The sequence below is a fragment of the Nakamurella antarctica genome (assembly GCF_003860405.1).
Classification (GTDB): domain Bacteria; phylum Actinomycetota; class Actinomycetes; order Mycobacteriales; family Nakamurellaceae; genus Nakamurella; species Nakamurella antarctica.
This window is the reverse complement of sequence record NZ_CP034170.1, coordinates 1,056,471-1,078,260: the sequence shown is the minus strand read 5'-3', so window position 1 is coordinate 1,078,260 and position 21,790 is coordinate 1,056,471. Positions and strand designations below refer to the sequence as shown.

Here is a 21,790-nt window from a genome sequence, read left to right as displayed (position 1 = left end):
ATACACTTCACTGTATTGTCATACATAGTCGTGGCGCGTGTCATCCGCAATTTTTGCGCGTACGTTTACCCGCCCCGCAGGAAAGGGCATAACCCCACCATGACGCAAACTCCGGAAACAACCCCGTCCATTCCCCCGCCAGATGCACCGCAGGTCCCCCAGCCGGGATCTGCACCCACCCCTAATCCTGTCCCCGATGTTCCGCTGGTACCAGGCGTCGAACCTGAGTGGCCCGCGCACACTATGCCCCGGTAACTCGCCAGGTACCCGGATCGAGCTCACCGGCCCGAGCTCACCGGCCGCACCAAGTGAAACGCAGGGTGAACTCAGCGCAGAGTTCCCCCGGAGACCGCAAAGAGCAACAGGTCCAAGGCGCACACGGCGATCATTGCCGCAAAAAGGGGACGGCGCCCGGGCCGCCGCACGCCCACGACCGCACCGACGACAGCGCCCGCTCCGACCGCAGCCAAAATTACTAGCCGCCACCACGACCACGACGTCGACGGTCCCAGCAGCAAAACGCCCGTCGCCGCCACTAACAGCAGCGGGCCAACGATTGCGCTGCCGCGCGCACCGAGTCGATGCGGTAATCCGCGAACCCCCGTGGCCTCGTCGGCAAGTAAATCTGGGAGCACATTGGCGAAGTGGGCCGCCACTCCCAACAGCGATCCCGCTGCCCACGCCCACCACACGGGGAACGCGTGATCGGCCAAGGCGAGCGTGGCAATCGCTGGAAGTGCGCCGAAAGCGGTCACATAGGGGAGGAATGAAAACACCGTCGCTTTGAGACCAAGGTTGTAACCCCACCCCGAAATGACGATCACCCACGCAGCACCCGCTGCACCGATCCCCAGGGTCAAGGGTAATAACAGCGCCAGTACTGCCGCCGCGATAGCCGAGTTGAGAACCAGCCGAGAGGAAACCTCGCCCAGAGCCACGGGTTTGTCCGCACGGAGCACCGCGGCGTCTCGACCGCGATCCAGGAAATCGTTCGACCAGCCGATCGAGAGTTGCCCAGCCAAGACGCACACTGCGATGAGCAACGAACGCGCGATGCTGTTTCCGGCCAGGAGCCCCAACCCACCTGCAAACACCGTCACCGCGCACGTTGGAAGCGGATGTGAACTCAATGCCAGCAGCCGAGCACTGTGCAACAGGGGATGCCGGCTCATCCCGTGATCATAAGCATTATCGAATTACGTGACCGGACCGCGATACAGCTTGAACGCTCTGGCAAACCGACTTCTGCGCGACTGCTCATCGCTGACCACCTGTAAATGGGGTACGTGCGTACGCTGACCGCATGACGTCATTGGCCGCGGTCTTCCCGGTGCTTCCGCAGCATCGCTACTCGCAACAAGAACTCACGCAGGCTTTCGCGGAGGTTTGTATGCGCCCCGGCGACAACGTTGAAGTGCTAAAAAGGCTGCACACCAATACCAAAGTCAACTCCCGCAACCTAGCGCTGCCCCTGCACCGATATCGCGAGCTCGATAGCTTCTCCGAGGCTAATGACGCCTACATCGCGGTTGCGGTGGACTTGGGCAGCCAGGCTGTCGTCGGAGCCCTGGCACGTGCCGGGATCGGCGCCCACGAGGTAGACCTCATCATCTTCACCACTATCACCGGGGTAGCTGCGCCTTCCATCGATGCGCTCGTCGCCTCGCAGGTCGGACTGCGACCCGACGTGAAGCGGTTGCCACTCTTCGGCCTCGGCTGTGTCGCCGGCGCCGCGGGTATCGCCCGTCTGCACGACTTTTTGCTGGGGCATCCGACCGGGGTGGCAGTGTTGTTATCGGTGGAATTGTGCTCGCTCACCATCCAGCGCGACGATCGATCCATGGCAAACCTGGTGGCCAGCGGACTTTTCGGGGATGGCGCGGCTGCAGTGGTTGCCGTAGGCGCCGACCGGGCAGCTCAGACAGGAGTGACTGGTCCTTGCGTCATCGACTCGCGTAGCCATCTTTACCCTGGCAGTGCACGAACAATGGGGTGGGACGTGGGCACCAGCGGGCTCAAGATCGTTTTGGACGCCCAAGTGCCGGAACTTGTCCACCGCTACCTTGGGCAAGATGTGCGCTTGTTCCTGAAGGAACACGATCTGGAAGTTGACGGAATCGGTTGTTGGGTCTCCCATCCCGGTGGACCGAAGGTGATCGAAGCAATAGAAACCGAGCTCGACTTGCCGCCGGCGGCGTTGCAACTCACCTGGGAGTCCCTGAGCCGGGTCGGCAATTTATCCTCCGCCTCCGTCCTTCACGTGTTGGACGACACGTGGCGGCTAAGACGTCCGAAAGCCGGAACTTCCAGCGTGCTCATGGCGATGGGCCCCGGTTTCTGCTCAGAACTGGTGCTACTGCAATGGTGAAACCGTACTTGGCGCTCGTCGCTGCAACCGGCGTCGAGCGGCTCATCGAGCTCCGTGTCTCGAAACGAAACATCGCGTGGAGCTTGGCTCGGGGCGGGCGCGAAACCGGCTCGGGTCACTACCCTGTGATGGTCGCGTTGCACTCCGGCTTGCTCGCGGGATGCGCCATCGAGGCGCTGGCGAAGAGAAGGAAGTTTCGCCCGCGAATAGGCTGGCCAATGTTGTCCGTTGCGGTGCTTGCGCAAGGGCTGAGATGGTGGTGCATCACCACGTTGGGCCGCTCGTGGAGCACCAAAATCGTGGTGGTACCAGGCACGCCGCTAGTCCGCAGCGGCCCCTACCGATATTTCTCCCACCCCAACTACGTCGCGGTCATTGCCGAAGGCGTTGCTCTGCCGCTGGTGTTTGATGCACGTATCACCGCAACAGCTTTCACCCTGCTCAACGCCGGTTTGCTCACTGTCCGCATCAAGGCCGAGAACCGTGCATTGGCCGGAACATGATCGATCTGCTGATCGCGGGTGCGGGCCCGGCTGGACTAGCGACCGCGCTGTACGCACACCGCGCCGGACTTGAGGTTCTCGTTCTGGAAACTCGGCAGCCCCCGATCGACAAAGCCTGTGGCGAAGGGCTGATGCCCGCCGGAGTGCGCGCGCTGACGGATCTCAAAATATCGCTTCACGGTCGGCCGCTGCGAGGCATTCAATTCTCGAACCACTCCCGCACCGCCATAGCGCCTTTCAGCGATGGGACGGGGATGGGAGTTCGCCGCACCACACTGCAAACGGCCATGCTTCACGCCGTCCAAGACGCTGGCATCGAAGTGCGAAGGGCATCGGCACTGCCGTTAACCCAGAATTCGAGCAGTGTCAGTGCCGGCGGTATCAGCGCGCGATATCTCGCCGCCGCCGACGGCCTGCACTCCCCCATCCGCGACCGGCTCGGGATGACGCTCAAGCCTGCGCCTCGGCGCAAACGGTGGGGGCTTCGCCAACACTACGAATGCGCGCCCTGGTCTGACATGGTGCAGGTGTACTGGGGCAAGAGGAGCGAAGCGTACGTCACCCCGGTTGCCGACAACCTGGTAGGGGTAGCCGTTCTCAGCTCCGATCGTCGGTCGTTTTCCGACCAGCTCGCTGATTTTCCGCAACTGTTGGAGCGCCTGCCCGCCCATGCCGCCACCACCACCAGAGGCGCCGGCCCCCTGCTGCAACGAGCCAGCGGACAGACGGCGGGCCGAATACTTTTGGTGGGCGATGCCGCCGGCTACATCGACGCGCTGACCGGCGACGGGATCTCCACCGCCGTCAAATGCGCAGAGAAGCTGGTTGACTGCCTCGTTCTTGGCTCACCCGAGCTCTACGAGGCCGCCTACGCGAAATCCACGAGGGACTACCGCCGCATTACCCATACGCTTCTTGCCGTCGCCCGCAATCCTGTCCTTCGGCCCGCCATTGTGCCGGCCGCTGGCGTGGCTCCCGCAGTGTTTCGTCATGTGGTGAATCGACTTGCTCGCTGACTACATCAGAGGAAGCGAGGCTGGGGGGCCACCAGGGAACGTCACCGACCAGCGGTGCGCGCAGTCGCCGCTGAGAGCGAACGTGTGAAGCGCAGAGCATCAGCAACGGCGCCCGTGCCTTCCGCATCGGCGCTGATCCGGATCGCTAGATCGTCACCCGTGAGCGTTCCGGTGTAGCCATGGTCGGCGTCGCAATTTGGATCCGGACACGACGCCGCCTCCAAATCGACACGGGCAACTCCACCCCAGCCAATGGTTAACGTCATCTCGCGGCCCAATCCACCGCTGCGATACTTCGCGGGATCGGCAACAACATGGGTCAACATCACCGTCCGCACCGAGTCCAGAGGCACCGCCTCCGAGGTTGCCACGCCATGCGCCGCTGGCGCGGGCACCGGCATGTCGTCGCCGGGATTGAGATCGTCTCCGTGGTCGTCTGCGTGAACAAATACCAGGCGCGTGGGTGTCAGCACCAAGACAGACAGATGGCGACGAATCGACTCACTATCGAAGGTTGTCTCGCCGTGCACGAGAAAGTCCGTAACCTGCTCGCCGGCCACCGCAATGTCAAGGACATCGGCCACGAAGGCCGGGTAGTACCCCGCCGCGTCAATCCGCTTGGTCAGTTCTCGAGGCAACGTAAATGTCTCGTTCATTTCAGCCTCCCACCAGTTCTACCGCCAGCAGTGTTCATCGTTGGGTTGCCTTGAATGCAGCTGCAGCGGCGGCAACGGCGCTGTCCCGGACCTGAGTCGCCTCGGCTGCGGTTAATGTGCGCTCGCTGGATCGAATCACTAACGCGAACGCCAGCGACTTCTGGCCAACGGGCACTTGGGCGCCCTGGTAGACGTCGAAGAGTCGAACGGAGTCGAGCAGATCACCCCCTCCGTCAAGCAAAACTGCCGTCAACGCCGCTGCGGTCACGCTCTCATCCACCACCAGTGCAACATCCATGTTGACCGCGGGGAAGCTGGTGATTGCTGGCGGCACCGGCGCTGTTCTCACGGGCAGTGCGCTCAGGTTGAGCTCCAGCACCACTGTGCGGGGTGGCAAGCCTAAGCGCTCCACTACGGCGGGGTGCAGCTCGCCGGCGTATCCCACCGGCCAGTCGCCCACCCTGATGCTCGCGCACCTGCCCGGGTGCCACGGCGCATTGTCGGCGGCCACCACCGACAATTCGATGCCTGCGGCACGGCCGATGCGACGCGCCAATTCGATAGCATCTGACCAGGTGGCCGGTCGCCCCGCGCCCCACCAGCCGGAGTGATCAACGTTGCCCACCAACACTGCCGCCACGTGCTGCGGCTGAGCGGGAATGCTCGCATCCAACACGGCGCGTTCCTGCGGGGTTGGTGGCTGTCCGGCGGACAGTTGCGGCGGCCTGGGTGCGTTCGACTTCGGTAAGAACACTGTGCCCAGTTCGAACAGAGCGAGATCTTTGGATCCGCGAGAAAGGTTGCGTGTCAGGGTTTCTAGCAGACCCGGCAGCAGAGTCGTTCGCATGGACGGCCGTTCCGAATCCAGGGGATTGAGCAACGAAGCCGCCCGCCGACGGATGTCATCTGCTGGCAAACCGAGCTGATCGAAGTCCTTCGGACCCACGAACGGGAAGGCGAGTATCTCCACTAAACCTGCGGAAGCTAGATCCGACGCGACGGCGCGCTCTCGGCGCTGCGTCGGGGTCAGCCCTGTGCCAGCAGGCGCGACCGGCAAGATCGAATCAATGGAGTCGTACCCTTCGAGCCGGGCGATCTCTTCGACCAAATCGGCGGTGCGCAACAGGTCTGGACGCCACGTGGGCGGTGTCACCAACAGGATCGACGAACCGGTCTCGTCGGCCTTTGCCTCAATGGTGCAACCCACCTGAGACAGCCGGCGCGCTGTCACGCCCGGGCCGAAAGGGCGGCCCACAATGCGCTCGGGCTCGCCAATAGGAAGCACGACGACTTCCGAAGCCTTCGGATTACCGACGTCGGTACGGTTCGACCACACCCGCCCGCCTCCGTGGGCCACTAGCAAAGCGGCGGCGGCTTCGGCGGCAACAGCGGTGATAGCAGGATCGACCGCCCGCTCGAAACGACGGGATGCCTCGGAGGGTAATTTGAGTCGGCGGGCAGTCCGGGAGATGACCGGAGGGGTCCAATGGGCCGCTTCGATCAGGACGTCTGTAGTCGCATCAGAAATTTCGGTACTCGCTCCGCCCATGACACCGGCGATAGAGATGGCGCCTGAATCGTCGGCCACCACCAGGTCGGTGTCGCGCAGGGTGCGGGTGACCCCGTCCAGGGTGCTGAGCATCTCCCCCGCTACCGCTCGCCGGACCACGATGTCGCCGGAGAGTGCTGCCGCGTCAAAAGCGTGCAGTGGTTGACCCAACTCGACCATCACGTAATTGGTGACGTCGACAGCGAGCGAGATCGCCCGAATTCCTGCCGCGGCCAACCGCCTGCGTAGCCAGTACGGGCTTCGCGCCTGCGGGTCGACATCGCAAACCCTGACCATCACGAACCTGTCGCAGCCCTGCGGGTCGTCAATCCGGACCGGCCACGCATGGTCGCCGGTTACCTCTGTCTTCACCTCTGTCTTTAGCGCGACACGAGCGGGATCGGTGAACGGAACCGCAAAGGCTGCAGCCAATTCCCTGGCAAGCCCCCGGATCGACAGCGCATAGCCACGATCCGGTGTCACCGCCAGTTCGAAGGTGGTGTCGGAGCCGCCGATTAGTTCCCGGGCGTCGCTGCCAACCTCGGCGTCGTCGTCGAGCACAATGATGCCGTCGTGGTCGGTCCCGACCCCCAGCTCGGCTGCCGAGCAAATCATGCCGTCGGAAATCCGCCCGTACGTCGAACGGGATGCAATAGTGAAGTCTCCTGGCAGCGTGGTGCCCGGTAGCGCCACCACCACCTTGTCGCCCTCGACGAAATTCCTTGCGCCGCAAATGATCCCGCGCTCGTCCGTTGCAGTGCCATCCTCGCCGAGCTCGCCGTTGCCAGCGCCGACCGCAACACGACAGAACCTGATGGGCTTCTTGAACTCGGTGAGCTCCTCAATGCTGCGGACATGACCGATCACCAGTTGGCCCACGGTGGGCGGCGGCGTGTGCACACCCTCGACCTCGTGGCCCATCCGAATGAAGGCATCACTGATCTGTTCAATAGTGGTGTCAGCGGGCAGTGCCACGTACTTGAGTAGCCATTCCAGGGGCGCGCGCATCGAAATCAAACCTCCGTCGTGAAGGCCGCGCTAAATCGCACGTCGCCCTCGATCATGTCCCGCATGTCGGGGATGGAATTGCGGAACTGGAGCGTGCGCTCCACCCCCATTCCGAACGCAAAGCCGCTGTACTCGGCTGGATCCAACCCGCACGAGATGAGCACGTTCGGGTCCACCATGCCGCAGCCACCCCACTCCACCCAGCCAGCTCCGCCCTTCTTCTCGGGGAACCAGACGTCCAGTTCTGCACTGGGCTCGGTAAATGGGAAGAAGTGCGGCCGCAGACGGGTCCGGGAATCGGGTCCGAACATCGCCTTGGCGTAGTGGTCCAGGGTTCCCTTGAGATGTGCCATCGTCAAATGACGATCAATCGCCAAGCCCTCGATCTGGTGGAACACCGGGGTGTGGGTCGCATCGAGCTCGTCCGTGCGATACACCCGACCTGGGCACACCACGTAAATGGGCGGAGTTCGCTCCAACATCGCCCGGACCTGAACCGGGGACGTGTGGGTGCGCAGCACCAAGCCGGATTCCGAGTCCGGGCTGGCGCCTACCTGCGAGAGTGAGTCAGCGAGATAGAAAGTGTCAGCGGTCGCGCGCGACGGGTGATTCGGTGGGAAGTTCAGCGCGTCGAAGTTAAAGAACTCGGCCTCGAGTTCGGGGCCCTGCGCCACCTCCCATCCCATGGCGATGAAGGTGTCAGCGGTCTGCTGCATCATCAACGAAATAGGGTGCCGTGACCCTCGAGGCTGGCGATCGAACGGCAGGGTGACGTCAACTTTCTCTGCCACGAGCATGCTGGCCTCGCGCTCAGCGGTGAGCACCACCAAACGCTCCGCGTGCTGGGCCGTGATGTATACCAGCGCAGCGTTAATTGCCTTGCCCGCGGCTGCTCTCTCGGAACCGGGTAGCGTTCCCAGGTTCCGCCTAGCCAACAACACCGGTGAGCGATCGCCCAGATGCGCCACTTTTTCCGCCGTCAGCAAAGACAGGTCAGGCGCAGCCGCAAACGCCGCCACCGCCTGTTCCGATGCCTCATTCAGCTGCAGCTGAATATCTTGGGACCCATCATTGCTCGTCATCGTGTTCCCGTTCCCCGCACATTAGTTCCCGCATCGCTACGAACCAGGACTTTCATCACGCGCTCGTAACCCACCGGCCTCGTGAGCGCTTAGTGCGTTAATCAGACCGCGTGAGCATAATTGATCCTGCCACCACACCACTCCCACTCGCTGCTCCTTGCGGCCGGTAGGGTCGTCGATTATGTCTAGTACCAGTAGCTTCCTGGCCAAACTCCTTCGCTCCGTAGTCGAGACCTTGACAGCGCCGACGTCGAGAAAGCCGCCACCACCTAGGCCCCCGGTAGCTCCCAGGCAGGGCCAGGTGAAGCCGACCGGCGCCACCCATGCATCCCCTGCTGACCAAGCCGAATCGGGTCGCTATGGTCCTACAGCGACGTTGGAGGTAGATCCATCGAACGTGGGAGCCGTCAGAATGACGTACTCGCCCAAGGTGGATGGAGATCCCGACCCGGGAGAAATCGTGTGGACCTGGGTGCCCTTCGAGGAACGCGATGGCCGCGGTAAAGACCGCCCGGTGCTGGTAGTAGCCACTCTGCCGACGGGAAATGTACTGGCTGTGCAGCTGACGAGTAAGCAGCATGACGGGGATTCGGAGTTCGTATCAATCGGTTCGGGCAACTGGGACGGCGAAGGCCGTCCGAGTTGGATCAACATCGATCGCGTCTTCTCGGTACACCCCCAAGGCATGCGGCGCGAAGCTGCGTCGCTCGACAGGCCTCGATTCGATCTCGTGAAGGCGGCATTGACAACGCGCTATCGGTGGAGCTAGGCGGCCGGCGCAGAGTGCAGCGGTGCCCGGCGCAGAGTGCAGCGGTGCAGAGTGCAGCGGTGCGGCGCCCGGGGGCCCGCACCGCTGTTTCTCCCTCTGTGACAACTCTTCCGCGAGCTCCGAACGATCAGCCCTGGTGTCTTTGGGTTGACGCCGAGGCGTAAAGACACAGGGCGGCAGCTGTCGCCAGGTTCAGCGACTCTGCCTTGCCATGGATTGGGACCTTGACTGCCTCGTCGGCTGCTTCAATCACGGACTCGGGCAGGCCATGGGCTTCCGATCCGAAGATCCATGCGGTGGGCAGGTCCAAAAGCCCGTCATTGCGTGCTTGATCCAGATCCACTTCAGCACCGCCAGTAGTGGCCAGAACACTTAGTCCTGCAGCTGACAGTTCCGCCATGAGCTCCAATGGATCACCCGCACGGACGATCGGCAGGTGAAATATTGAACCCGCGGAGGCGCGAACGGCCTTGGGATTGTAAAAGTCCACCGAATCGCCCGCGAAGATCACCGCATCTGCCCCCGAGGCGTCGGCGAGACGCACGACGGTTCCGGCATTGCCGGGATCGTTGGCATCCACGAGCACAGCAACGAGCTTGACGCCGCTGCTGACCGCCTGGGCCAGCGAAACATCGATGGCTTTGCTCCGAATGAATAATCCCTGCGGTGCCTGAGTATCCGAAAGGAAAGACGCAGCCCGCGTGGTGACAACCGTGACTTCAATGCCGGCCGCGAACGCTGCCCGCACCAGATCTACGTGCTTGGTCGCAGCATCCGAGGTCATGTAGAGCTCGTGCACGATGCCCGGGTTGTTCCTTGCATAGGCAATGGCTTCGCCGACTGCCTGCGCTCCCTCGGCCAAGAACTCCCCGGCCTCGGTCCTGCGCGATCGACGGAGCAATCGGTGAGCCGCCGCGATCCGCGGGCTACGTTCACCGAGCGCGCCATCGACGACGTCGTCGGCCTCCAGATCAGGTCCTTCATGCAGGAATTCGGCGTCCCTTGATGAGGACGCGGACTTACCTACCGGCAGGCCTGAGAAATCCCGACCCGAGTCGGAGCGGCCCAAAGAAACCGAACGCCCGGCCGGAGTACCGGTCGGGCGTCGGCGGGGGCGCTCATTGGCGCTCAGGCTGCACTCTCAGCATTTGCATCGCCCACCGAGGGCACTGCTTCACGAGCGATCTTCACCAAAGCGGCGAAGGCAACGTCTTCGTGCACGGCCAGTTCGGCGAGGACCTTGCGGTCAACCTCAACGCCTGCAAGATTTAACCCCTGGATGAAACGGTTGTACGTCATGCCGTGTGCACGGGCCGCTGCGTTGATGCGCGCGATCCAGAGCTTGCGGAAATCGTTCTTACGCTTGCGACGGTCGTTGTAGGCGTAGTTGAGCGAGTGCAGAATCTGCTCTTTAGCCTTGCGGTACAGCCTGGAACGCTGGCCGCGATAACCCGCAGCGCGCTCCAGAGTTGTGCGGCGCTTCTTATGGGCGTTTACCGCCCTTTTGACGCGTGCCACGGCACACCTGTCTTTCTACTTCGACGCGAGCTTCGCAACTCGCGCATGGACATTCGGGAAGGGGAAGTCTGGAAAATACTTACTGCTGATGCGGTATTAGATACCGAGCATGCGCTTGACGCGCGGCACATCAACCTTGGCAACATCGGTCATGCCATCAACACGACGCTTGCGGGTCGAGGACTTGACCTCGAGCAAGTGGCGCTTGTTGGCCTGTTCGCGAACGAGTTTGCCGGAGCCGGTCATCTTGACCCGCTTCTTCATCCCCGAATGTGTCTTCTGCTTAGGCATTTCTTCCTCGCTGATCTGCGTGCATCCCGCCCCCCGAGTTCGAGGAACGGGTGCCGATGAATTCCACCGGCACGGTAGGGAGACTCCGGTGACGGACATTCCCTGAAGTCATTGTGAATTAGTTACCCGGTGTAGCCGCTGGTTTCGCGGCCGGTTTGGGCTTGGGCGCTGGTTTTGGAGCTGCAGGCTTTGCGGCTGCAGGCTTAGGTGCCGGCGTCCTTGCGGCCGCAGGCTTTGCAGCTGCGGGCTTTGCGGCTGCGGGCTTTGCGGCTGCGGGCTTAGGTGCCGGCGTCCTTGCGGCCGTCGGTTTCGGCGCCGCTAGTGATGGCGCCGCAGCAGCTTCCGAAGCTTTGAGCTCGACCGGTTCGGCCACTTCCGGCCCAACGTCCACTGCAGGCGAGTCGGAGTTCTCTGCGTCAGCATTGGCTAGCTCGGAACCTTCGGTTTCCACAGCTTCGGATTCCACAGCTTCGGTTTCCACAGCTTCGGTTTCCACAGCTTCGGTTTCCACACTGGTGGATTCCAGTACTGCGGTTTCGGTACCGTCATCCGCCTCAGTCGAGGTCACGTTTTCACCCTGCATCGCAGGGGGCGCGTCCGCGGGAGCGGGCATCCGAGCAGCCCCGCGCACCTTCGCAGGAACTTCCGGCTCTGCATGCGCCCTGGGCGTTTTCGCCGGAGCCTTGTGCGGTGCGAGCACCATGATCATGTTGCGGCCATCTTGTTTCGGCGCGCTCTCAACGAAGCCGAGCTCCGCGACATCACCAGCGAGCCGCTGCAGCAAGCGGTAGCCCAGTTCCGGACGGGACTGCTCCCGACCGCGGAACATGATCGTGACCTTGACCTTGTCGCCAACCTTGAGGAACCGGACCACGTGACCTTTTTTAGTCTCGTAATCGTGCCCATCGATTTTTGGTCTGAGCTTCATCTCTTTGATGACGGTCAACACCTGATTGCGACGGGCCTCACGGGCCTTTTGTGCGTTTTCGTACTTGAATTTGCCGTAATCCATGATCTTCGCAACCGGCGGACGGGCCGTCGGCGCAACCTCGACCAGATCGAGATCTGCCTGGACAGCCATATCCAGCGCCTTACCGATCGGAACGATCCCGACCATTTCGCCGTCGGGTCCGACTAAACGGACCTCAGGGACGCGAATCCTGTCATTAATGCGTGGCTCGACGCTGATTGAGTCCTCCTGAAGACTGTGTGTTAGTTGCCAGCACTTGCGTGCCGGGTTCAAGACCGATTGGACCCTGCCAGGGCCTTCTCGTTCATCTGTACTTGTACTGCCCTTCAACAACAAAAAATCCCGCTGCCTTGGCAACGGGATCCGAGCGCGCGATCGGCGAACGCCTCAAAGGCGGACGCGCACCGCAGCCAGCACCCTGCTTGGCGACAAGCAGAAAAGCAGTGAAGCTGCAGGACCGTACCCGGCCGCGTGAGCAGCTTCGGGTGGGAGTCGGACTCCACTTGCTTGCTCTTCGGTTTCCCTCAGAGTGGTCGCACCTGCAAGGCTACTACACGTGACTCCTGAAGAACGAATCCCCTCCGAACATCCGACCCCTGCCGCTCTTGACCCCATCGATCCGCATCGTGGATCGGACCGTGAAGTTGGCCTTCGTGCTCCAGCTGACGGACCCGGGCGGATCCCTCTTGATCACAGCCACCGCGGCGACGTTCGCGACCTTGCCGATATTCAAGCAGTGGAGGTAATTTCGCGGGCTGCTGTGATGTTGATGAGCGCAGCTGCAGAACAGTTAGGACTTTCTTCTCCAGACCCCGACAATCCTGCTCATCGGGATTTGGACGAGGCCCGGCATCTCATTACCGCTCTTGCCGGTTTGGTCAATGCAGCAGCACCAGACCTGGGGCCACACGCTGCGGCCTTCCGGGATGGACTAGCGGGGCTTCAAGGCGCGTTTCGCGAGTACTCGCTCTACCCAGACGAGCCCGGATCCGGGCCCGGCGAGACACGCCGACGCTAAACGCGCAGGGCGTTGTAGACGGATCGGCGCTCAGCGGGTCACACCGGGAGCGGCTCTGACAGCTGCCACATCAGCGACCACCGAATCGCTTCTTAGTCTTTCCCTCGGCAGCCCGTTGCAGGTCAATTTGCTCCAGTCGACCGAGCGGCCGGTGGGGGTCTGGCGCTGCCACTCTTCGTGCGGCTGCCTCAGGAGAAACCACCGGCGGCGGCGAGCCATATTGTTTAAAGAGTGCGCGGAACTGTTGAAGCGCTGCGACTGCTCGCTCCTTATCCATTGCTTGAATCGCCATGACGGCCACCATCTCGTCGTCGGCGAGCTCCAGTTGCGAGTACTGCGACCCCTCGGGGAAAGCCACCCGGTGAATCAACGGCCATTCAATGGTTTTCTCACCAAAAATATTTCGGACTTTGACGACATCGGCGTACACCCGCAAACGGGGCCTAGCGACCAGCATCATCCCGCCGGCGAACAGTAATCCCAACACGATCATGGAAACCGCGTCCGCAGTACGGAAATAGACGCCGGTGGTGTCCGACCGTAGCGTCACACCAACCACAGCGGTGACAGCGACGACGATCGCAGCGCCTACACCTGCAAAGTAGGTGATTTTGCGGGGCCGTACGGTCAGTAGTACGGGGTTGTTTGTCGTAGTCATTATTAAAATCCCACTCGTGCCGCAGGCGCGCGAAGTTCGCGAAGGGTCAGTGCTGTCGCAAGGGCTGCCACCATCGATTCAGCGCCCTTATCCTCGGCGGCGTCCACGCCGCCCGCTCGGTCGATCGCCTGCTGAAGCGAATTCACCGTGAGTACTCCGTTTCCCACTGGCACGCCGGTATCCAGACCCACGCGCGTCAGACCATAGGTGACCGCGTCGCACACGTACTCAAAATGTGGCGTCCCACCGCGCACGACGAGGCCCAAAGCCACCACCGCATCGTGGTTGGACGCCAACTGTTGCACCACCACTGGGAGTTCGACCGAGCCTGCGACGCGCACCACAGTCGGAGTCGCTGTGCCGGCTTCGAGAGCGACCGCCAGTGCGCGGGTAAGCAACTGGTCCGTGATCTCGCCGTGCCACTGGGCGACAGCGATCGCCACTTTGATGCCGCTCGCGTTCGGGATAGCTAGCGCCGGACGTCCTTCGCCGCTCATATGCGCTCCTTCGGGGTCAGAGGTGAGTGGGCCACAGTGGTTGCTTCCGGAAGGTCCGAAGAGGCCAACCACAGCTCGTCTGGCTCGTCCAGGTCGAGAAAGTCGTGTCCCATGCGGTCTCGCTTAGTGGTGAGATAGCGGATGTTCTCCGGGTTGGCGTGGACGGGCAAAGCCACCCGCTCAACAATTCGCAACCCGTACCCTTCGAGCCCTGCACGCTTGGCAGGATTGTTGGTAAGCAAGCGCATGGAGCGAATCCCTAATGCGGCCAGGACCTGGGCGCCAGAGCCATACTCTCGGCTATCAGCGGGTAGGCCGAGTTGCAAGTTGGCATCTACTGTGTCGGCGCCGTTATCTTGCAACTCGTAGGCGCGTAGTTTTTGCAAAAGCCCAATACCTCGGCCTTCGTGCCCTCTGATGTACAGAACGACACCCCGACCTTGGGCGGCTACCGCATCCAACGCCGCATGGAGCTGGGGGCCGCAGTCGCATCGCAGCGATCCCAGCACGTCGCCCGTCAAACATTCGGAGTGCACACGGACGAGCACATCCTCCCCGTCGCCGATCTCCCCGTGGACCAAAGCAATAAGTTCCTTACCGGTCACTTTGCTGAGAAAGCCGACGGCCCGAAATTCCCCCTGCGGCAGCGGAAGCCGCGCGTTGGCTACTTCCTCCACCTGCACTTCGGTACGGAGCCGATAGGCAATCAAGTCGGCAATGGAAATCAGCGCCAGTTTGTGCACCTCGGCAAAAATACGAAGCTCGGGCAGCCTGGCCATCGAGCCGTCGTCGTTGACGATTTCAGCGATCGCACACGCAGGTCGCAGGCCAGCGAGAGCTGCCAGATCGATCGCAGCTTCCGTGTGTCCCGGTCTCGTGAGCACGCCGCCCTCGCGGGAACGCAGGGGAAACACATGCCCTGGCCTGCTCAGGTCAGATGCCTGCGTAGCTGGGTCTGCCAGCGCGCGAATGGTTTGCGCCCTATCCGATGCAGAGATACCCGTGCTCACACCGATCTTGCTGTCCACCGAGATGGTGTAAGCGGTTTGTTTAGGGTCGGTGTTGACCCGTGTCATCGGGGAGAGTTCCAAACGGTCACAATCGGCTGCGTCGAGAGGCACGCAGATCACCCCGGAGGAGTACCTGACGGTAAATGCGACCAGCTGCGGCGTCGCTAATTCGGCGGCGAAGATGAGGTCACCTTCGTTCTCGCGGTCCTCATCGTCCACCACCACCACGGCTCGCCCAGCAAGAATTTCGCTGATCCCGTGCTCGATCGAGTCGAAGCCAGCCGCTGTCGAGGCGCGCTCGGAAATTGTTTGGCCCCTTGATTCTGGTGTGCTCATGATGTGGTCTGGTTTCTGTGTACGTCCTCGTCGACGACCGACGCGACTAGCGGCTCAGCGAGCCCAGGATGGGCGGTCAATAAGCGCTCGACATACTTGGCCATCACATCAACCTCAATATTGACCAGCGCCGCCACCCCATGACGTCCCAGAGTAGTAGCCTCTCGTGTTTCCGGGATGATGCCAACCGTGAACTCGGATCCGCGTGCGGTGTCCGCGACATCAATGACCGTGAGCGAAATCCCGTCCACCGCGATCGATCCTTTGCTCGCAATATATTTGCCGAGCGCCACCGGAACGCTAATCCGGATTTCGTCATAGGCCTCGAAGTGAACATGAGACATGATCTGCCCGATGCCATCGACGTGGCCTTGCACGACGTGCCCGCCAAGCCTGGTCGCTGCAGTAACCGATCGCTCCAGGTTCACGAAATCGCCCGCTTTCAGAGCTCCGACTGTGGTCCGGATCAGTGTCTCCGCCATTACGTCAGCGGTGAAGGTACCTTCGGACTGATCCACCACCGTGAGGCACACACCGGACACCGCGATGGAGTCCCCGTGTCCCGCATCGGTTGTCACCAGCGGGCCGCGCACGGTGATCCGTGCATCCTTGCCGTCGGCGGCAACTGCCAGTGCAATGATTTCGCCACGTTCTTCGACGATTCCCGTGAACATCGCTGTGCCTTCCTCGGTGCTGTCTGCTCTGATGGTGTTTTCGTTATTTGTTCGTGGCTGGCCTCGGTGCGCCCGTCAATTCCGACTACTTCAGTGCGGCTAGGTCGAATACTCACGGAGATCCAAAACTTAAGGAATCTTGGCAGCCTGGGCAATCTGGCGCAGTTGGGCCACCGCTAGCGCCGGGTTCTGGGCGCCGAATACCGCGGAGCCGGCGACAAAGCAATCAGCACCCGCCTCTGCTGCGGCCTCGATGGTGTGTGCCGCGATACCCCCGTCGACCTGGACCACGATTGTGAGGTGCCCGGTATCCACCAAGTGCCGCGCCAACGCAATTTTGGGCACCATTTCAGAAATAAAAGACTGGCCGCCGAAGCCCGGTTCCACTGTCATCACCAAAAGCGTGTCGAAATGGGGCAAAATTTCAGCCCAGTCCGCCAGGGATGTCCCCGGCTTCAGAGCAAGGCCCGCCTTCGCGCCCGCTGCTCGAAGGTTTTTCGCAGTGGCAACCGCATTCGACGCCGCTTCCGCGTGAAAGGTGACGTTGTACGCTCCGGCCTCGGCGTAGGCCGGAGCCCAGCGATCCGGATCATCGATCATGAGGTGACAGTCCAATGGGATATCCGTGGCGGCGAGCAGAGACTTCACTACCGGTAATCCCAGCGTCAGGTTAGGCACGAAATGGTTGTCCATCACGTCCACATGCAGCCAATCGGCCCCCCGCACCGACTCTGCTTCCACGCCGAGTTTGGCGAAGTCAGCCGACAGGATGGAGGGGGCAATCAGCACATTTTTACTCACCATGCCAGCCTAGTTCGTCCCCTCGGTCTGCCCGGATGATCAGCGGACAGACTTACGCATGATCGCCAAGAACATGGCGTCCGTTCCCTGTCGATGTGGCCACAGTTGAACAGTCGGTCCAGCACCCAGTTTGGGCACACCCGGCAGGTAAGGTCGGGCGTCGACAAGGTCGAGTCCTGCAGGCCTAGCTGCGACGATATCCGCGGTTTCCGCCAAATGCGGTGAGCAGGTGACGTATCCGATCAAGCCACCGGGACGGACGAGGGCTGCCGCGGAGATCAGTAGTTCCGTCTGCAGCTCCACCAGTTCGGCCACCGATGCGGGTGAGCGACGCCACCTTGCTTCGGGCCGGCGTCGCAGCGCGCCCAACCCTGTGCACGGTGCATCAAGCAATACACGGTCATAGGTCTCGGGCGGCAACGTCGTCGAGCGACCGTCCGCCACGTGAACTTTCACGGGGAGGCCGGCTACCGCCTGCCGCACCAATTCCGCCCGGTGCGGGGTGATCTCTATCGCGTCCACCTGTGCGCCCCGCTCCGCAGCGAGCGCACCGATCACTGCCGCCTTGCCCCCGGGACCGGCTGCCAGATCCAGCCAGCGACTATCCGGGCCTTCAATTTCCGCGTTGATGAGCGCAAGCGCCACCAGCTGGGATCCTTCGTCTTGGACGCCGGCCAAGCCTGTCGCCACAGCTCGCAACCGGCCGGGGTCGCCGTCTGGCAAGTACACCCCGTACGGGGAATACCGCGCGAGTTCGCCGACAGATTCTATGACGAGGTCAGCCACACTGATCCGCCCGGGCCTTGCCACCAAGTGAACTTGAGGTCGCTGGTCGTCGGCGGTCAGCGCCTCGAGCAACTCGTCAGATTCAGCACCGAGGGCGTCATTGATCGCCTCTGCTATCCATCTGGGGTGCGCGGTTTGCATCGCGTAATGGCCGATCGGGTCGGTCGCGATAGGTGGCGCCAGCAAATCCACCCACTCCCCCTCTTCGCGCTCGCTGACGCGACGCAGTACCGCATTCACAAATCCGGCTGCCCCAGGTTTCGGCCCAGTGCGAACCAAGTTCACCGTCGCCGACACTGCAGCGTGCGCAGGTATTCTCGTCCGAAGGAGTTGATAGGCGCCCAATCGCAACGCATCATGTACGGCGCCATCCAACTCGGCGAGCGGCCGCCCCGAACCTTGCGCGAGGATGGCATCCAGCAGTCCCATGGCCCGGCAGGTCCCGTAGGCAAGTTCAGTTGCCAGGCCTGCGTCCCTGCCGTAGATTCGCCGATCATTTAAGATCTTCGGTAGCGCGAGATTGGCATAGGCCCCGTCTTCGCGCACAGCCCTGAGGAGATCGAGGGCGGCTTGCCGTGCGGGGTCTGGAGTCGGTGGCTGCTGGGTGCTGGGCCGCTGCGGAGGCCGAGTACTTCCCTTACGGGCCGGACCGATGGGTCTGCTCATTAGTTCGCCTCGTTGATCTCGTTGGACTCGATGGTCTCATTCCTCATGGCTATCTTTTCTTGAACAGACGCGAAGGCTTCGCCTTCGCGTGGCCGGACGCCTCGCGCCCAATCCGCCGCACCCATCACGTTCTTACCCTGAGGCTGAACGAAACCGAGTCTTAAAACGCCAGAACTGCTGCCTACCAGCACTTCTCGTTTGGAGATCTGCAGCTCGCCGGGGCGTAATTCCGGGGCCGATCCATCGAGGACCTGGGCCGTCCCAACTCCCAGCCGTTGCCCGCGGAAAGTAGTCCACGCGCCGGGCTCCGGAGTGAGTGCGCGAATCAATCGCTCTATCGCAAAAGCGGGAACACACCAGTCGATCTCAGCATCGGCGACGCTCACTTTGCCCACGTGGCTTACGCCATCGAACGGTTGCGGAACCGGAACCAACGAATTGTTGTCGATTCCGTCCAGGGTGTGTACCAGCAACTGCGCCCCGGATACCGCGATCCGATCGAGAAGAGCGCCGGCGGTGTCCGACGGATGAATTGACTCGATCACAGTGCCAAACACCGGACCAGTATCCAATCCAGCTTCGAGTCGAAACGTCGTGGCTCCCGTCAATTCGTCGCCGTAGCGAATCGCTGCGTACACCGGCGCGGCGCCGCGCCATGCGGGCAGCAACGAGAAGTGCAGGTTGATCCACCCGTGAGTGGGTACTGTCAAAATCGCCGGCGGGAGAAGTGCTCCATAGGCCACAATTGCGGCCGCGTCAGGCGCTAGCGCGACTAATTGCGCGAGGAACTCAGGGTCGCTCGCAGATGTCGGGGTGAGGATAGGAAGATTGAGTTCCTCGGCAGCAGCGGCGACCGGGCTCTGGATGAGAGTCCTTCCGCGGCCAGACCGAGCCGGCGGACGCGTCACCACCGCGATCACCTGGTGCGCGGAGCTCATCAGCGCGAGCAGCGCAGGTACCGCTGCCTCGGGAGTTCCGGCGAAGATGATGCGCAGGGCGATACTCCTTCATTGAAGCTGTCAGATCTTTAACGCTGACAGCGGTAGGCAACGGCCGGACGAGTGCCACTCACACGCAGCTCTGCCCAGCCCGGGCTGCAGGGCAGGGCCGCCCGCAAAGTCTACGGACTCTCAAGCTATCGTCTGTGCCGTGGAGTGGTGTCGAACCGGGCACCGGGATGGGATGCCTTGTCACTCGAGGTGAGCGGGCCGAACAGCTGACACCCTTCATTGTCGGGGACGAGCTCGCTGCGCCGACAATTTCTGACCCGTTCACCCCGCGGGCGCCTCCTGGTCACCGATTCTCGCCAGCTTCAGAGCCGCCGCCGGACCGTCTTTCAGGAGAACCGTGAAACCTGCATCGTCCAGTATCGGCACCTTCAAGGCGATCGCCTTGTCATATTTCGACCCCGGATCGGTGCCCACCACGACGAACGCCGTTTTGTTGGAAACTGACCCCGCGGCCTTCGCGCCGCGTTCGAGTAATGCGGCTTTGGCTTCGTCTCTGCTGTAAGTGATCAAAGAGCCGGTCACTACCACCGACAGGCCAGCCAAAGTTTGTTCGGCCCGCTCTGTGACCTCGTCCTGCATGCGGACGCCGGCTGCGGCCCATTTGTTGATAATGGCGCGATGCCATCCGATTCCGAACCACTCCACGACTGCCGCTGCAATCGTCGGGCCTACTCCGTCGACGGCGGCAAGCTCCGACTCTCTCGCTTCGGCAATCGAGGCTGACCGCACAGGAAGTAGCTCCGTGGCTTCGCCTCGAACCTCCGCTATCCCGCGGTCATCCGGAGTGCCAGCCAATCCATCAGGCCCATTCACAATCTCGCTAGACCGATCTGAGCCGGCCAGCCGCAGCTGCGCGAGTCCTTCGTCTGGAGCCAGTCGCCCAAAGTGCTGGGCGAGAGCACGAGCTGCGGTGGGTCCTACATGGCGGATAGAAAGCGCAACGATTACCCGCCAGAGGGGTTGCTGTTTTTGGATTTCCAGGTTCTTGAGCAATTTTGTCCCGGTAGCTGACAGCGCGCCCGCCTTCGTGCGAAACAGCGGCGCTACGATGAGGTCCGCTTCGGTCAACGCAAAAATATCGCTTTCGTCTTGGACGACGCCCGCCTTCAATAACGCTGCTGCGGCTTCGTAGCCCATTCCCTCAATATCGAAGGCCCCCCGCCCCGCCAGGTGGTAAAGGCGTTCTCTGAGCTGCGCCGGACAACTTCGGGCATTGGGGCAGCGGATATCTACGTCGCCCTCTTTCATTGGTTTGAGTTCTGTGCCGCATTCCGGGCATTGGGTGGGCATCACAAAGGCCCGCTCCGAACCGTCTCGAAGGTCTGCAACTGGTCCCAAAACCTCGGGAATGACGTCGCCGGCCTTCCGAATGACGACGGTGTCTCCGATCAGTACTCCTTTGCGCACTACTTCGCTGGCGTTGTGCAACGTCGCCATGCTTACCGTTGAACCAGCAACCAGTACCGGTTCCAAGACTGCGAACGGGGTGACTCTGCCCGTACGGCCCACGTTCACCGCGATATCGCGGAGTGTGGTCGTGGCTTCCTCCGGCGGGTACTTGTAGGCAATTGCCCACCGCGGCGCCCGCGATGTTGAACCAAGGCGTCGCTGGGTCGCGATCTCATCTACCTTGACTACAAGCCCGTCTATATCGTGGATGACGTCGTGCCGGTGGTCGCCCCAGTAGGCCACCCGTTGCAGCACTTCGGCTGGAGTGTCGACCACCAGGTTGTGCGGAGAAATAGGCAAACCCCACGCCCGCAGCCGCTCGTAAGCCTGCGACTGCGATTCAATTTCGAACCCCTGCCGCGCGCCGATGCCATGGCACAGCATTGAGAGTTTGCGGGTTTTGGTGATGCGAGGATCCTTTTGCCGCAACGATCCGGCTGCAGAATTTCGGGGATTCGCAAACGGGGCTTTCCCCGCAGCGACCAGCTGGGCATTCAGTTCTGCAAAGGCGTGCAGCGGGAAAAAAATCTCGCCACGAACCTCGACCAATTCGGGAATATCGTGGCCACCGTCATCTCGAAGCTGCTCTGGGATTTCGGCAATTGTCCGCACGTTCAGCGTGACGTCCTCCCCCGTCTGGCCGTCGCCGCGGGTGGCAGCTCGAACCAACTTGCCGTGTCGGTAGGTGAGGTTGATGGCGAGCCCGTCGATCTTCACTTCGGTCAGCCATCGGACGCGGCCACCGGCGTCCCGAGCGACGCGCTCGAGCCAAGCTGCCAGTTCCTCGGGTGAAAACGCATTGTCCAGCGAGAGCATTCGCTCAGCATGTTCGACCGAGCCAAATTCTGTTGAAAAATCGCCGCCGACTCTTTGCGAGGGCGAGTTGGAGGTAAGCAGGGCGGGCCAGTCACGCTCCAAGGCAGCCAACTCATTGAGCAGTACGTCGAATTCGCCATCTGTAACGACCGGGGAATCAAGTACGTAGTAGCGGAACTGATGGCGCGAAATTTGGTCCGCTAGCTCGGCATGCCGGCGTGCGGCCTCGACCTGCGCCGCAGCTGACTCTGGCTGCTGTTTATCTTCACTCACTTGCCGAGAATATCTGTCGGCACCGACAAGGGTGGAGCGCCCAGTCGCCGCAGGCTCACCCAGCTC

20 protein-coding genes and 1 pseudogene are annotated in these 21,790 nt (G+C 62.0%); 5 read left to right on the top strand and 16 right to left on the bottom strand.

Going from position 1 to position 21,790, the window contains the following annotated elements:
• Window positions 1-326: 326 nt before the first annotated feature.
• Window positions 327-1,172, bottom strand: a complete 846-nt coding sequence (locus EH165_RS04735; protein WP_124798255.1) for a UbiA family prenyltransferase — start codon at window positions 1,170-1,172, stop codon at window positions 327-329.
• 131 nt (window positions 1,173-1,303) lie between these two features.
• Between EH165_RS04735 and EH165_RS04730 the strand changes: the two genes are divergently transcribed.
• Genes EH165_RS04730 through EH165_RS04720 form a run of 3 tightly spaced genes read left to right on the top strand, consistent with a single transcriptional unit; the run spans window position 1,304 to window position 3,887 of the window.
• Window positions 1,304-2,368, top strand: coding sequence for a type III polyketide synthase (locus EH165_RS04730; protein ID WP_124798254.1), 1,065 nt, complete (start codon window positions 1,304-1,306; stop codon window positions 2,366-2,368).
• The gene (locus tag EH165_RS04725) at window positions 2,362-2,871 is read left to right on the top strand and encodes an isoprenylcysteine carboxyl methyltransferase family protein (RefSeq protein ID WP_124798253.1); all 510 of its coding nucleotides are present in this window, start codon (window positions 2,362-2,364) and stop codon (window positions 2,869-2,871) included. The genes EH165_RS04730 and EH165_RS04725 overlap by 7 nt, the downstream gene beginning before the upstream one ends.
• Window positions 2,868-3,887 carry an NAD(P)/FAD-dependent oxidoreductase gene (locus EH165_RS04720; protein WP_124798252.1) on the top strand — a complete coding sequence of 340 codons (1,020 nt, stop codon included), beginning with the start codon at window positions 2,868-2,870 and terminating at the stop codon, window positions 3,885-3,887. Before EH165_RS04725 ends, EH165_RS04720 begins: the two co-directional genes overlap by 4 nt.
• 41 nt (window positions 3,888-3,928) lie before the next feature.
• On the opposite strand, the gene EH165_RS04715 is transcribed toward EH165_RS04720, so the two are convergent.
• Genes EH165_RS04715 through pheS form a run of 3 tightly spaced genes read right to left on the bottom strand, consistent with a single transcriptional unit; the run spans window position 3,929 to window position 8,182 of the window.
• The gene (locus EH165_RS04715; RefSeq protein ID WP_124798251.1) at window positions 3,929-4,543 is read right to left on the bottom strand and encodes a DUF5998 family protein; all 615 of its coding nucleotides are present in this window, start codon (window positions 4,541-4,543) and stop codon (window positions 3,929-3,931) included.
• A 34-nt stretch (window positions 4,544-4,577) separates the two neighbouring features.
• Entirely contained in the window at window positions 4,578-7,100 is a 2,523-nt protein-coding gene (pheT, locus tag EH165_RS04710) for a phenylalanine--tRNA ligase subunit beta (RefSeq protein ID WP_124798250.1), read from the bottom strand.
• A 5-nt stretch (window positions 7,101-7,105) separates the two neighbouring features.
• Window positions 7,106-8,182 carry a phenylalanine--tRNA ligase subunit alpha gene (pheS, locus tag EH165_RS04705; RefSeq protein WP_124798249.1) on the bottom strand — a complete coding sequence of 359 codons (1,077 nt, stop codon included), beginning with the start codon at window positions 8,180-8,182 and terminating at the stop codon, window positions 7,106-7,108.
• A gap of 301 nt (window positions 8,183-8,483) precedes the next feature.
• On the opposite strand from pheS, the gene EH165_RS04700 reads away from it, so the two are divergent.
• Window positions 8,484-8,951 (top strand): type II toxin-antitoxin system PemK/MazF family toxin, encoded by a 468-nt coding sequence (locus EH165_RS04700; RefSeq protein ID WP_422392131.1) that lies wholly within the window; start codon window positions 8,484-8,486, stop codon window positions 8,949-8,951.
• Between the two features lie 127 nt (window positions 8,952-9,078).
• On the opposite strand, the gene EH165_RS04695 is transcribed toward EH165_RS04700, so the two are convergent.
• The 4 genes and pseudogenes from EH165_RS04695 to infC form a co-directional block, all read right to left on the bottom strand.
• Window positions 9,079-9,939 (bottom strand): TrmH family RNA methyltransferase, encoded by an 861-nt coding sequence (locus EH165_RS04695; protein ID WP_124800297.1) that lies wholly within the window; start codon window positions 9,937-9,939, stop codon window positions 9,079-9,081.
• Window positions 9,940-10,079: 140 nt separating this feature from the next.
• Entirely contained in the window at window positions 10,080-10,469 is a 390-nt protein-coding gene (gene rplT, locus EH165_RS04690) for a 50S ribosomal protein L20 (RefSeq protein ID WP_124798247.1), read from the bottom strand.
• 96 nt (window positions 10,470-10,565) lie between these two features.
• Complete coding sequence (gene rpmI / locus EH165_RS04685; protein WP_124798246.1) at window positions 10,566-10,760, bottom strand: 50S ribosomal protein L35; 195 nt, start codon at window positions 10,758-10,760, stop codon at window positions 10,566-10,568.
• A gap of 571 nt (window positions 10,761-11,331) precedes the next feature.
• Window positions 11,332-12,003 (bottom strand): annotated as a pseudogene (gene infC / locus EH165_RS16800) (translation initiation factor IF-3); the annotation flags it as partial.
• Between the two features lie 406 nt (window positions 12,004-12,409).
• Between infC and EH165_RS04675 the strand changes: the two are divergent.
• On the top strand, window positions 12,410-12,748 hold the full coding sequence (locus EH165_RS04675; RefSeq protein ID WP_124800296.1) for a DUF1844 domain-containing protein: 339 nt from the start codon (window positions 12,410-12,412) through the stop codon (window positions 12,746-12,748).
• A 70-nt stretch (window positions 12,749-12,818) separates the two neighbouring features.
• On the opposite strand, the gene EH165_RS04670 is transcribed toward EH165_RS04675, so the two are convergent.
• The 8 genes from EH165_RS04670 to ligA all read right to left on the bottom strand — a co-directional run bounded on the left by EH165_RS04670 (window position 12,819) and on the right by ligA (window position 21,724).
• The gene (locus tag EH165_RS04670; RefSeq protein ID WP_124798244.1) at window positions 12,819-13,406 is read right to left on the bottom strand and encodes a PH domain-containing protein; all 588 of its coding nucleotides are present in this window, start codon (window positions 13,404-13,406) and stop codon (window positions 12,819-12,821) included.
• Between the two features lie 2 nt (window positions 13,407-13,408).
• Window positions 13,409-13,903 (bottom strand): 6,7-dimethyl-8-ribityllumazine synthase, encoded by a 495-nt coding sequence (gene ribH / locus EH165_RS04665; protein ID WP_124798243.1) that lies wholly within the window; start codon window positions 13,901-13,903, stop codon window positions 13,409-13,411.
• Window positions 13,900-15,249, bottom strand: a complete 1,350-nt coding sequence (locus EH165_RS04660; protein ID WP_124798242.1) for a bifunctional 3,4-dihydroxy-2-butanone-4-phosphate synthase/GTP cyclohydrolase II — start codon at window positions 15,247-15,249, stop codon at window positions 13,900-13,902. The genes ribH and EH165_RS04660 overlap by 4 nt, the downstream gene beginning before the upstream one ends.
• Entirely contained in the window at window positions 15,246-15,923 is a 678-nt protein-coding gene (locus EH165_RS04655) for a riboflavin synthase (protein ID WP_124798241.1), read from the bottom strand. Before EH165_RS04655 ends, EH165_RS04660 begins: the two co-directional genes overlap by 4 nt.
• A 129-nt stretch (window positions 15,924-16,052) precedes the next feature.
• Window positions 16,053-16,709, bottom strand: a complete 657-nt coding sequence (rpe, locus tag EH165_RS04650; RefSeq protein WP_422392130.1) for a ribulose-phosphate 3-epimerase — start codon at window positions 16,707-16,709, stop codon at window positions 16,053-16,055.
• Window positions 16,710-16,763: 54 nt separating this feature from the next.
• On the bottom strand, window positions 16,764-18,176 hold the full coding sequence (locus tag EH165_RS04645) for an RsmB/NOP family class I SAM-dependent RNA methyltransferase (protein ID WP_124798239.1): 1,413 nt from the start codon (window positions 18,174-18,176) through the stop codon (window positions 16,764-16,766).
• Window positions 18,176-19,171: a methionyl-tRNA formyltransferase gene (fmt, locus tag EH165_RS04640; RefSeq protein WP_124798238.1), complete on the bottom strand. Its 996-nt coding sequence runs from the start codon at window positions 19,169-19,171 to the stop codon at window positions 18,176-18,178. Before fmt ends, EH165_RS04645 begins: the two co-directional genes overlap by 1 nt.
• 276 nt (window positions 19,172-19,447) lie before the next feature.
• Entirely contained in the window at window positions 19,448-21,724 is a 2,277-nt protein-coding gene (gene ligA, locus EH165_RS04635; RefSeq protein WP_124798237.1) for an NAD-dependent DNA ligase LigA, read from the bottom strand.
• Window positions 21,725-21,790 lie beyond the last annotated feature (66 nt).